14 protein-coding genes are annotated in these 12,309 nt (G+C 36.8%); 13 read left to right on the forward strand and 1 reads right to left on the reverse strand.

Going from position 1 to position 12,309, the window contains the following annotated elements:
* Nucleotides 1-2: 2 nt before the first annotated feature.
* Together spoIIIAG and V7S50_RS00855 are read left to right on the forward strand one after the other, a co-directional pair.
* Nucleotides 3-665 carry a stage III sporulation protein AG gene (spoIIIAG, locus tag V7S50_RS00850; protein WP_242252191.1) on the forward strand — a complete coding sequence of 221 codons (663 nt, stop codon included), beginning with the start codon at nt 3-5 and terminating at the stop codon, nt 663-665.
* Between the two features lie 15 nt (nt 666-680).
* Nucleotides 681-1,337, forward strand: a complete 657-nt coding sequence (locus tag V7S50_RS00855) for a SpoIIIAH-like family protein (RefSeq protein WP_063222994.1) — start codon at nt 681-683, stop codon at nt 1,335-1,337.
* Between the two features lie 99 nt (nt 1,338-1,436).
* Here V7S50_RS00855 and V7S50_RS00860 read toward each other — a convergent pair whose 3' ends face one another.
* On the reverse strand, nt 1,437-1,631 hold the full coding sequence (locus tag V7S50_RS00860) for a DNA recombination protein RecO (RefSeq protein ID WP_080468491.1): 195 nt from the start codon (nt 1,629-1,631) through the stop codon (nt 1,437-1,439).
* A 469-nt stretch (nt 1,632-2,100) separates the two neighbouring features.
* On the opposite strand from V7S50_RS00860, the gene accB reads away from it, so the two are divergent.
* The 11 genes from accB to argR all read left to right on the forward strand — a co-directional run bounded on the left by accB (nt 2,101) and on the right by argR (nt 12,123).
* Nucleotides 2,101-2,589, forward strand: coding sequence for an acetyl-CoA carboxylase biotin carboxyl carrier protein (gene accB, locus V7S50_RS00865; RefSeq protein ID WP_063222995.1), 489 nt, complete (start codon nt 2,101-2,103; stop codon nt 2,587-2,589).
* A 16-nt stretch (nt 2,590-2,605) separates the two neighbouring features.
* A complete protein-coding gene (accC, locus tag V7S50_RS00870; RefSeq protein ID WP_063222996.1) occupies nt 2,606-3,958 on the forward strand; it encodes an acetyl-CoA carboxylase biotin carboxylase subunit in 1,353 nt (450 codons plus the stop codon).
* A gap of 23 nt (nt 3,959-3,981) precedes the next feature.
* Nucleotides 3,982-4,374: an Asp23/Gls24 family envelope stress response protein gene (locus V7S50_RS00875; protein WP_000807630.1), complete on the forward strand. Its 393-nt coding sequence runs from the start codon at nt 3,982-3,984 to the stop codon at nt 4,372-4,374.
* Nucleotides 4,375-4,721: 347 nt separating this feature from the next.
* Nucleotides 4,722-5,114 carry a N utilization substance protein NusB gene (nusB, locus tag V7S50_RS00880; protein WP_063222997.1) on the forward strand — a complete coding sequence of 131 codons (393 nt, stop codon included), beginning with the start codon at nt 4,722-4,724 and terminating at the stop codon, nt 5,112-5,114.
* A 23-nt stretch (nt 5,115-5,137) separates the two neighbouring features.
* Nucleotides 5,138-5,998 (forward strand): bifunctional methylenetetrahydrofolate dehydrogenase/methenyltetrahydrofolate cyclohydrolase FolD, encoded by an 861-nt coding sequence (folD, locus tag V7S50_RS00885; protein WP_063222998.1) that lies wholly within the window; start codon nt 5,138-5,140, stop codon nt 5,996-5,998.
* A gap of 26 nt (nt 5,999-6,024) precedes the next feature.
* Nucleotides 6,025-7,383 (forward strand): exodeoxyribonuclease VII large subunit, encoded by a 1,359-nt coding sequence (xseA, locus tag V7S50_RS00890; protein WP_242252189.1) that lies wholly within the window; start codon nt 6,025-6,027, stop codon nt 7,381-7,383.
* On the forward strand, nt 7,373-7,603 hold the full coding sequence (gene xseB / locus V7S50_RS00895; protein WP_242252187.1) for an exodeoxyribonuclease VII small subunit: 231 nt from the start codon (nt 7,373-7,375) through the stop codon (nt 7,601-7,603). The genes xseA and xseB overlap by 11 nt, the downstream gene beginning before the upstream one ends.
* Complete coding sequence (gene ispA / locus V7S50_RS00900; RefSeq protein ID WP_242252183.1) at nt 7,603-8,493, forward strand: (2E,6E)-farnesyl diphosphate synthase; 891 nt, start codon at nt 7,603-7,605, stop codon at nt 8,491-8,493. The genes xseB and ispA overlap by 1 nt, the downstream gene beginning before the upstream one ends.
* A gap of 302 nt (nt 8,494-8,795) precedes the next feature.
* A complete protein-coding gene (gene dxs, locus V7S50_RS00905) occupies nt 8,796-10,688 on the forward strand; it encodes a 1-deoxy-D-xylulose-5-phosphate synthase (RefSeq protein ID WP_063223002.1) in 1,893 nt (630 codons plus the stop codon).
* A gap of 3 nt (nt 10,689-10,691) precedes the next feature.
* Nucleotides 10,692-11,531 (forward strand): TlyA family RNA methyltransferase, encoded by an 840-nt coding sequence (locus V7S50_RS00910; protein WP_336375968.1) that lies wholly within the window; start codon nt 10,692-10,694, stop codon nt 11,529-11,531.
* Nucleotides 11,532-11,673: 142 nt separating this feature from the next.
* On the forward strand, nt 11,674-12,123 hold the full coding sequence (gene argR, locus V7S50_RS00915; protein ID WP_001032581.1) for an arginine repressor ArgR: 450 nt from the start codon (nt 11,674-11,676) through the stop codon (nt 12,121-12,123).
* Nucleotides 12,124-12,309: the final 186 nt, after the last annotated feature.

The raw sequence follows: 12,309 nt of genomic DNA on the forward strand, positions 1-12,309 counted from the left end.
AAATGGACAATAAAGATAAAAATTCTAAGTTCTCATTTTTTCGAAACTTATTGAATGGGGATGAAAAAGAAAGCAATGAGAAGGGGAAAAAGGTAACACCTAAGTTTTTACTTGTCCTACTCATACTTGGAATTTTGCTTATGTTTTCTAGTAGTCTCTTTTCAGGTAAAAAAGAAGAAGTACCTGTATTTAAAGAACAAAAAACTCAAAACCAAGAAAAAGACGTACCAACTTTTGGACAAAAAAATAATAATAATATGTCGAATGTAGAAAAATATGAAAAAGCGTATGAACAAGAATTAAAAGCAGCCTTAGAAGAAATGGCAGGAGTAAAAGATGTAACGATTAAAGTGAATTTAGATTCATCAGAAGAAAAAATATTAGAAAAAAATACAGTGAAACGTTCACAAACAACAGGTGAAACAGATAAAACAGGCGGTCAGAGGAAAGTAGAAGACGAGTCTCTTGATGAAAAGACAGTCATTATACGTGAAGGGGATAAAGAAACTCCCGTTGTTTTACGAACAGAAAAACCGAAAGTGCGAGGTGTTCTTGTCGTAGCAAAGGGAGTGGATAATATACAAGTTAAAGCGATGGTAAAAGAAGCTGTAATACGGCTGCTAGATGTACCAGCTCATCGCGTTTCAGTATCACCGAAAAATTGATAGGGAGGAAATAAAGTGTTAAAAAAACAAACAGTTTGGCTATTAACGATGTTAAGTTTAGTTGTTGTACTATCTGTGTATTACGTAACAACTCCTGACAAAATGAATACAGCATCGCCGGCGACAGGTGAAAAGATTGGACAAGAAAAACAAGGTACTGATAAAGCAGTAACAAACGAAGCACCTAAAGAAACGCCAAAAAAAGAAACTACAAGCAAGGAAACATCAAATAAAGAAACAAATAAAGAAACAGACAAAAAAGAGAGCGCTACAAAAGAAACAAGTAAGAAAGATGCTAACGTAACAGTTCAATCAAGTGATGAAAATTTCACAGCATTACGTATGCAAATGGAAGATCAGCGAAGTGAACAAAAAGCAAAATTACAAGAAGTGATGAATTCAGCAAAATCTTCAGCAACAGAAAAGAGTAAAGCAAAAGATAATTTTGATGCAATCACTACAATGGAAACGAAACAAGAATTACTTGAGACAGTAATTAAGTCTCAAGGAGGATATAAAGATGCCCTTGTAAGAGCTGATGGGACTGACATTAGAGTAACTGTAAAAGCAGCAAAACATTCACAAAAAGAAGCCAATAAAATTATACAACTTGTAAGAAGTGAAGGCGGATCAAAAGATGTAGGTGTGAAATTTGATCCACCAACAAAATAAAAACTAATAATCCGCGGGGAAATCCTCCGCGGATTATTAGTTTTTACGAATCGGATTGTTTGAAAATAGTTAGATAAAAATAATAATAGAAAAAAGCTATCATTTTCGATAGCTTTTTTCTGTTTCGTCTTTGTAGTTGTTTTTACTATGCTCAACTCGGAACGGAGAAATGCGTTGTGAGTAAAAGATTAGCGGTTCATGGTAGCGATGATTACTTTTTCCGGATTTGACGTGGATGAAGAGAACGAATGCCCAGACTATTACGGCAGGTAAGAAGAGAATGAGCCATATCATATGTCCACACCTCGATACGATATATTTTCTATACCTTGAACATACTATTCTTATATGAAGGAATGATGAACGACGTGTAAACAAAAAAATAATATTTGGTAAAAATATGTTATTGACTATGTATGAGGTGAAGAGTGAAACGGTAATTATATGTTTACTCTGTAGCATTTTGAAAAAGTAAGGAATGTTTTTTAGTAAGTGGTCTTGCCAATTTTGTGTGAAACTTGGTATTATTACTAGGTAATAAATTTTTATTGGAATAATATTTTTACAGGAGTTTCGATTTATTATAAAGAAATATAAATTGGAATGTTTAAAAAATTTATCGTAAGATGGAAATAGTAACTATTTCTATTAGTGAATGAAATGCATTTTCTAATAGAGTACATCGTATTTTTACAGTCAATCTAGTTTGAATGACGAGAATCTGTAAAAACGGGACAAACAAGAGTATGGGAGTGGATTTTACATGTTTAAAATTCAAGAAGTTCGTGAATTAATTAAATTAATTGATAGCTCTAATATTGATGAATTTGAATACAAAAAAGATGGTACGACAATCAAAATGAAAAAGCGTGGTAATGAAGTTGTTGCGGTGCAAGCACCTGTAGCAAAACAAGCCGTTCAACCAGTGGCACCTGTTGAAGTTGAAACAGCAGTAGCGGCAGCGCAAGTGGAAGTGCCAAAACAAGAAGAGAAAAAAGCTGTTCAAAATGAAAACCTACATAAAATTACATCGCCGATGGTAGGTACATTCTATTCTTCTTCTTCGCCTGATACACCTCCATATATAAGTGTTGGAGATAGAGTATCAAAAGATTCTATCGTATGTATTGTTGAGGCTATGAAGTTATTTAACGAAATTGATGCTGATGTAGAAGGTGAAATTGTTGAGATTCTTGTTAATAACGGACAGCTTGTTGAGTATGGACAACCGCTATTTCTTGTGAAAGCGTAATAAGGGAGTCTTTGTGATGATAAAAAAAGTATTAATAGCTAATCGTGGGGAAATTGCTGTACGAATTATTCGTGCTTGTAAAGAAATGGATATTGAAACAGTCGCAATTTATTCAGAAGCAGATAAAGAGTCACTTCACGTACAAATTGCAGATGAGGCGTATTGTGTAGGGCCAACCGTTTCGAAAGAAAGCTATTTAAATTTAACGAACATTATTAGTGTTGCGAAGTTAACAGGTTGCGATGCTATTCATCCGGGATACGGATTTTTAGCAGAGAATGCAGATTTCGCAGAGTTATGCCGTGAATGTAACTTAATTTTTATCGGCCCAAGTCCAGAAGCTATTTCAAAGATGGGCACAAAAGACGTTGCTCGTGATACAATGAAAGAAGCAGGGGTTCCGATTGTACCAGGTTCACAAGGGATTATTAAAAATACCGAAGAAGCGATCGAACTTGCTAATCAAATTGGATATCCAGTTATTATTAAAGCGACTGCAGGTGGCGGTGGAAAAGGTATTCGTGTTGCACGCCATGAAGAAGAGCTTGTAAAAGGAATTCAAATTACACAGCAAGAAGCTAGTACCGCTTTTGGGAACCCTGGTGTATACTTAGAAAAGTACGTTGAAGATTTCCGCCATGTTGAGATTCAAATAATGGCAGATACACACGGAAATGCCATTCATTTAGGAGAGCGTGATTGTACAATTCAGCGCCGCTTGCAAAAACTACTAGAAGAAAGTCCATCACCTGCACTTGATGAAAATGTGCGCAAGCAGATGGGTGAGGCGGCAGTAAAAGCGGCGGTAGCGGTTGATTATACAGGTGCTGGTACGGTTGAGTTTATTTATGAATATAAAACGAAAACCTTTTATTTCATGGAGATGAATACGAGAATTCAAGTTGAGCATCCGGTTACTGAAATGGTAACAGGGATGGATTTAATTAAAGAACAAATTCGTGTTGCTTCTGGAGAAAAGTTATCGTTACAGCAAGAAGAAGTACAATTTAATGGTTGGGCAATTGAATGCCGAATTAATGCGGAAAACCCTGCCAAAAAATTTATGCCATCTCCGGGGAAAGTAGAAATGTACTTGCCACCAGGCGGATTTGGTATTCGCGTCGATTCAGCTGTATATCCGGGATATTCAATCCCACCTTTCTATGATTCGATGATTGCTAAATTAATTGTTCACGGGAAAACACGTGAAGAGGCAATTGCAAAAATGAAGCGTGCACTCAGTGAGTTTGTCATTGAAGGCGTACATACAACAATCCCGTTCCATTTGCAATTGCTAGATCATCCTGATTTTGTAAAAGGTGAGTTTAATACGAAATTTTTGGAAGAGCATGAACTTGTGACGCAGTGATACATTAAAGGAGGTTTTTTTTCATGGCTGAACATATGTTAGATATGGGTCAAGATACAACTCTTGGTAAAGTAGAAATTGCACCAGAAGTAATTGAAGTAATCGCAGGTATTGCAGCTGCTGAGGTAGAAGGTGTAGCGGCAATGCGTGGTAATTTTGCTACAGATGTTGTTGAGAAGTTAGGTAAGAAGAATCATGGTAAAGGTGTAAAGGTTGAATTAGCAAACGAAGATATTATCGTTGACCTTTATGTTGTGATGTATTTTGGCGTAGCAATTCCAGTTGTTGCACAAAAGATTCAAGACAACATTCGCCAAGCACTCTTTACAATGACAGGGCTTGAGCCAAAAGAAGTGAATGTTCACATCGTTGGCGTAACATTCGAAACACAAAAAACAGAAATTGAACCAGTGTAAGAATGGAAAAGGTGCCTAGTAACATAGGCATCTTTTTTATCGTTTCATTTCTTCACAAATTAAAACCCTCTAATTATTATACTATTTCAAAAAAAAAGAAATTTAAAAGAAAATGTTTCATTTTTCCAAAAAACGTACATTGTGATAAGATATGGAACTTGAAGTTAATCTTTTTATTATTTTTCAGCCTTGTAACCCGTGTATGAAACGATAAATTGTGTTATTATCATTGTATTATAAGGTTGGAAAATCAATGAAAACTGTAAGGGTAAGTGAATTGACGGCTTATAAATTATAATAATATAACAAAGCATAAGGAAAGACTTGAAGTATAAAGGAGAGTTACAATGAAACGTAGGACGGCTAGAGAAAGAGCTATGCAAGCATTATATCAAATGGATATTACAGGTGAATTAGAACCGAAAATAGCGGTGGAAAACACGCTAGATGAAGGTGAAGAAACAAATGAGTTTTTAGAATCACTTGTAGTAGGTTTTGTAGAAAATAAAGAAGTAATTGATGAAGCGATTCGTCAAAACTTAAAAAAATGGAAACTTGAGCGTATTAGTATTGTTGATCGCAGTATTTTACGTCTAGCTGTGTATGAAATGAAATACATGGAAGAAGTTCCACACAACGTAACAATTAACGAGGCAATTGAAATTGCTAAAACATTTGGGGATGAGGAATCTCGTCGTTTTATTAACGGCGTTTTATCTAATATAAAAGATACACTGTAATTTCTTTAAGGGGGAATCTTAAAATGGTAGCAGTAATCATCAAAGGAAATGAAGTTGCGGAGAAAAAACGAACACAATTAACAGAAGAAGTTGTGAAGTTGAAAGAGCAAGGGATTGTACCAGGATTAGCAGTTATTCTAGTTGGAGAAGATCCAGCATCTCGTTCTTATGTAAAAGGAAAAGAAAAGGGCTGTGAACAAGTAGGAATCTATTCAGAGCTAATTGAATTTCCTGAAACAATTACGGAGGAGCGTTTACTTGCTGAAATCGATCGCTTAAATGGCGATGACCGTATTAATGGCATATTAGTGCAATTACCTTTACCAAAACATATTGAAGAAAAAGCTATCATTGAAAGAATTTCACCAGAAAAAGATGTAGATGGATTTCACCCAATTAGCGTGGGACGTATGATGACGGGACAAGATACATTCCTTCCATGTACACCGCACGGTATTGTAGAATTGGTAAAAGAAACTAATCTTGATATCTCGGGAAAACATGTTGTAGTAATTGGAAGAAGTAATATTGTCGGCAAGCCAGTGGGACAATTGTTCTTAAATGAAAATGCAACTGTCACATACTGTCATTCTAAGACGCAAAATATGAAAGAGTTAACGAAGCTAGCTGATATTTTAATCGTAGCAGTAGGACGACCTAAAATGGTAACAGCTGATTATATTAAAGAAGGAGCGGTTGTAATCGACGTTGGTGTAAACCGTTTAGAAACAGGTAAACTTTGTGGTGATGTTGACTTTGACAACGTGTTAGATGTTGCAGGTTACATTACACCTGTGCCAAAGGGTGTTGGTCCAATGACGATCACAATGCTTCTTCATAATACTGTTGAATCTGCTAAACGTGCAGGTGTTGTTTGTAAATAATTTGATTCGGCTATGAGGAGAGAGAAATGGAGAAACAATATTTAACCGTTACAGCGTTAACGCGCTATATAAAAACAAAAATAGAATATGACCCGCATTTGCAGTCTGTTTGGTTAAAAGGTGAAATTTCCAACTTTAAAAATCATAGCCGTGGTCACATGTATTTTACATTGAAAGATGAAAATGCAAGAATCGCAGCGGTTATGTTTGCGGGTCATAATCGTAATATTAAATTCAGACCTGAAAATGGGATGAAGGTACTCGTGAAAGGGAAAATCTCTGTTTACGAGGCGAGTGGTTCTTATCAAATTTATATTCAAGACATGCAGCCTGACGGAATCGGAAACTTGCATTTAGCTTACGAACAATTAAAGGTTCGTTTAGAGGAAGAAGGTTTGTTTTCTCAAGTTTATAAAAAAACAATTCCTCCTTATGCTAAAACAATAGGTGTGATTACGTCACCAACAGGGGCAGCGATTCGTGACATTATAACAACGATTAAACGCCGTTATCCAATCGGAAACGTTATTGTATTTCCAGTACTTGTACAGGGGGAGTCAGCAGCTCCCTCAATTGTACAAGCGATTCGTACAGCGAATGAAATGGGAGAGATAGATGTGCTAATCGTCGGGCGCGGTGGAGGCTCTATTGAGGAATTATGGGCGTTTAATGAAGAAACGGTTGCAAGAGCCATTTTCAAGAGTCAAATCCCTATTATTTCAGCAGTAGGCCATGAAACAGACTTTACAATTGCGGATTTTGTTGCCGATTTACGAGCGCCAACACCGACTGCAGCCGCTGAGCTGGCAGCGCCTAACATTATAGAGTTACAAGAAAAGGTATTACAAAGAACTTTAAGATTGCAAAGAGCAATGAGAGAGTTAGTACATAAAAAAGAAGAAAAACTACAAGTATTGCAAAAATCTTATGCGTTCCGTTATCCAAGACAAGTATATGAGCAAAAAGAAGAGCAATTGGATAGAGCGTTAGAACAGCTTGTTTTAGCGAAAGAGCGCTATATTGATAAAAAGGTAAATCAGTTAAAACAGCTTTCATTTTATTTAGAGAAGCACCACCCATCTCAAAAAATTATGCAAACGAAGGTAGCGGTTGAAACGTTGCAAAAGCAATTGCAACGTGAAATGCAGACATTACTTCAAACGAAAGAATTTGCCTTTGTAAGAGCTGCTCAAAAACTTGAAGCGTTAAGTCCGCTTAAAGTAATGATGAGAGGGTACGGGCTTGTATATGATGAAGAGAAGCAAGTGTTAAAAAGTGTGAAAGATGTCAGCCTTGGAGATGCTGTTTCAGTTCAATTACAAGATGGAATACTAGATTGTAGCGTATCAGGCATAGAGGAGCGTGAATTGAATAATGGGAAATAAATTAAGCTTTGAAGAGGCAATTTCGCAACTTGAGCATCTCGTTTCTAAGCTAGAGCAAGGTGACGTACCTCTAGAAGAAGCAATTTCTTATTTTAAAGAGGGTATGGAATTATCTAAGCTTTGTGATGAGAAGTTGAAGAACGTACAAGAACAAATGGCAGTTATTCTTGGGGAAGATGGACAGCTTGAACCGTTTACTGCTTTAGGAGATGAAGCATAGTGACAATTGCTTTCGATACTTTTTTGAAAGAAAGTAAAACTTTCGTAGAAGAGAAGCTTGTAAGCTATGCAAATGAATTACAATGTCCAAATGTACTTCGTGAAGCGATGGCATATTCTTTGGAAGCGGGTGGGAAGCGTCTCCGCCCGTTACTTGTATTTGCAACATTACAAGCGTTTGGGAAAGAAAGAAATCTTGGAGTAGGTGCAGCTTGTGCTCTTGAAATGATACATACATACTCGTTAGTTCATGATGATTTACCTTGTATGGATGATGATGATTTAAGAAGAGGGAAGCCCACAAATCATAAAGTATTTGGTGAAGCGATGGCAGTTTTAGCAGGTGATGGTTTATTGACGTATGCGTTTCAAGTTATTATGGCATATGAACAAAAGGAAATCTCTGCTGAGAAAAAAGTAAGACTTGTACTTGAGCTTGCAAAAGCCGCAGGGCCAGAAGGAATGGTTGGCGGACAAGTGGCAGATATGGAAGCTGAAGGGAAACAGCTTACGCTTGATGAGTTGGAGTATATTCATAAACATAAGACCGGGAAACTACTTGAATTCGCTGTACTTGCAGGATCGATACTTTCTGATGCCACAGAAGAACAGGAAGAAAAGTTACTTACGTTTGCAAAATATATCGGCCTAGCTTTCCAAATTCGAGATGATATTTTAGATGTGGAAGGAACCGAAGAAGAGATTGGAAAACCGATTGGTAGTGATGTTTCCAACGAAAAGAGCACATATACGACGTTATTTACTGTAGATAGAGCAAAGGACATTTTAGAAGAAACAATTGCAAAAGCAAAAGATGCTATTGGTTCCTTGCAATTACAAGATGAATATTTACTATCTATTTGCGATTTGATTGCAAAACGTAATAACTAATATAACAGCGTTTCCATTTGTTGAGTCATTCATCATTTTATGATATAAATGTAGGAAAAGGTTTTTCTTTTCTTGTTATTGGCAAAAATATATGTAGATTACATTGCCGTTATCACTTCGTGTTAGCGGCTATTTTTTTCATCGCCTCAAGAAATATGGTTTATAATAGGATTAGTGCGCAATAGACTGGTTAATAGCAGGACAAGGTGAAACATAAAAAAAGAGAATTTCTTGTTTTGTGTAAATGTTTTTTATAATATTTGACATGTTGACAGATTATGAAATGAAAGTGAGTGATCCATGTGGATCTAACGCAAATTCAAAACCCTAGTTTTTTGAAAGATATGTCTATCAGTGAACTAGAGGGATTGAGTGAGGATATTCGTAAGTTTTTAATTGAAGAGCTCTCTCAAACAGGTGGACATATTGCACCTAATTTAGGTGTAGTAGAACTCACAATTGCTCTGCATAAATTATTTGATAGTCCGAAAGATAAATTTTTATGGGACGTAGGACATCAATCCTATGTACATAAAATTTTAACAGGACGTGCAAAAGAATTCGGCACATTAAGGCAATATCAAGGTCTATGTGGTTTCCCAAAACGTTGCGAGAGTGAGCACGATGTATGGGAAACTGGTCATAGCTCGACATCATTATCTGCTGCAATGGGAATGGCTCTAGCACGTGATTTAAAGAAAACGAAAGAATATGTTATACCAATTATTGGAGATGGTGCTTTAACGGGCGGAATGGCTTTAGAGGCATTGAACCATATTGGACATGAGAAAACAGACATGACTGTTATTTTGAATGACAATGAAATGTCAATTGCACCAAACGTTGGTGCGCTTCACAATGTGCTTGGACGTCTACGTACCGCAGGAAAATACCATTGGGTAAAAGACGAACTAGAGTATATATTGAAGAAAATCCCAGCAGTCGGTGGGAAAGTTGCTGCGACAGCAGAGAAAATAAAAGACAGTCTTAAATATTTACTAGTATCCGGTGTCTTTTTCGAAGAATTAGGCTTTACATATTTAGGCCCAGTCGATGGGCACGATTATGAAAAGCTATTCGAAACGTTGCAATATGCAAAGAAAACAAAAGGCCCAGTGCTTGTTCATGTTATTACGAAAAAAGGAAAAGGTTATAAACCAGCTGAGAGTGATGTTATTGGAACTTGGCATGGAACTGGACCTTATAAAATTGAATCAGGTGACTTCGTTAAACCGAAAGAAGTTGCACCAGCATGGAGTGCTGTTGTTAGTGAAACAGTACTTAAGCTAGCGAGAACGGACGAGCGTATCGTTGCGATTACACCTGCAATGCCTGTTGGATCAAAACTTGAGAAATTCCAAAAAGAATTCCCAGATCGTATGATTGATGTAGGTATTGCAGAACAGCATGCTACAACAATGGCAGCGGGTATGGCAACGCAAGGTATGAAGCCATTCTTAGCGATTTATTCAACATTTTTACAAAGAGCATATGACCAAGTTGTTCATGATATATGCCGCCAAAATTTAAATGTTTTCATCGGAATCGATCGTTCTGGTTTAGTAGGAGCAGATGGTGAAACGCATCAAGGCGTATTTGACATCTCATTCTTACGCCACTTGCCGAATATGGTACTTATGATGCCAAAAGATGAAAATGAAGGGCAACATTTAGTATATACGGCGATGCAATATGAAGATGGGCCAATCGCATTACGTTATGCGCGTGGTAATGGACTTGGTGTTCATATGGATGAAGAATTAAAGGCGATTCCAATCGGTTCATGGGAAACGTTAAAAGAAGGTACACAAGCGGCTATTTTAACATTTGGTACGACAATACCAATGGCAATGGAAGCAGCTGAGCGTCTTGAAAAGGCTGGAGTTTCAGTGAAAGTAGTGAATGCTCGCTTTATTAAACCGATGGATGAAGCATATTTACATGATCTCTTAGGAAAAAATATACCGATTTTAACGATTGAAGAAGCGTGCTTAATCGGTGGTTTTGGAACGGGAGTAGTTGAATTTGCGTCTGAGAACGGGTACCATAGGGCGTTAATTGAACGAATGGGTATTCCAGACCGTTTCATAGAGCACGGTAGTGTAACAAAATTATTAGAAGAAATTGGTTTAACGACAGATGCTGTTGTAGACCGTATTCATACAATGATTCCATCAAAACAAAAAAGGGCGTAACAAATGAGTGCAAAAAAAGAAAGAGTAGACGTACTATTAGTAGAGCGAGGACTTATAGAAACACGTGAGAAAGCAAAACGCGCTATTATGGCCGGACTTGTATATGCGAATGAGATGAGACTGGATAAACCAGGAGAGAAAATCCCACAAGATACAGAGATTACGGTGAAGGGACAAGTTATGCCGTATGTAAGCCGTGGTGGTTATAAACTTGAAAAGGCATTAGAGACATTTCATCTGGATTTACAAGATAAAGTTATGATAGATATTGGTTCATCAACTGGTGGCTTTACAGATTGTGCGCTTCAAAATGGAGCGAAATTATCTTATGCATTAGATGTAGGATATAATCAACTTGCGTGGAAATTGCGTCAAGATGAGCGTGTTGTCGTAATGGAACGAACAAACTTCCGTTACGTAACACCAGCAGACTTAGAACGTGGTTTACCGCAATTTGCTAGTATCGATGTTTCATTTATATCGTTAAAGCTTATATTGCCAGTTTTAAAAACAATGCTTATGCAGAATGGGGATGTAGCAGCGTTAATTAAACCACAGTTTGAAGCTGGAAGAGAGCAAGTTGGGAAAAAAGGTATCGTTCGGGATCGAAAAGTACATGAGGCTGTCGTGGAAATGATTGTCGACTTTGCTTTAAAAGAAGGATACGACGTAGAAGGTTTAACATTCTCACCAATTACGGGTGGGGATGGTAATATTGAATTTTTAATCCATCTGAAATGGCATGGTGAACGTGAGAATGGCGAAAATCATTCTCCAGTTTCTGTTGAGCAAGTAGTTACAGAGGCGCATGATGTCCTAAAACAAAAAGGGAAAGGGGAATAACATATGTTGTTCCTCTTTTTGTTGTAATTGTATAATGATTGTAAAAACAATTGTGTACAAGTAACGAATTATAAGTTAACATGAATAAGTGAAGTATACCAATGTTTAAACTATGGTAAGAGATAGTGTGAGGTGCAAATGTATGAATAAAGGTCAGCGCCATATTAAAATCAGGGAAATTATTGCGAACAAAGAAATTGAAACACAAGATGAATTAGTTGATATTTTACGTAATGAGGGATTTAATGTAACGCAAGCAACAGTATCTCGCGATATTAAAGAACTGCACTTAGTGAAAGTGCCATTACATGATGGTCGCTATAAATATAGCTTGCCAGCAGATCAACGATTTAACCCGTTACAAAAATTAAAACGCAATCTAGTGGATTCATTTGTAAAATTAGACACGGCAGGACATATGCTTGTGCTAAAAACATTGCCTGGTAACGCTCATTCACTTGGGGCACTTATTGATCATTTAGAGTGGGATGAGATCATCGGAACCATCTGTGGTGATGATACTTGCTTAATTATTTGCCGTACACCTGAAGATACAGGTGTTGTCTCTGATCGTTTCTTAAATATGCTGTAACAAAAAAATCTTGTTTGCTTTCCTCTGTAAAGTGGAAAGTGAACAGGATATTTTTATGGGTTAAAAACGTGAATTCTTAATTGTAATATAATATTTTCTTTGAATAAAATTAGAAAATAGGTGGATTGACCCGTAAAACAAATGTTTGGTACAATGGAGCGGTTAGAAAAGTAATTTATACATACA

The organism is Bacillus sp. CCNWLW194 (genome assembly GCF_037120585.1).
In the GTDB taxonomy this organism is placed as follows: domain Bacteria; phylum Bacillota; class Bacilli; order Bacillales; family Bacillaceae_G; genus Bacillus_A; species Bacillus_A basilensis.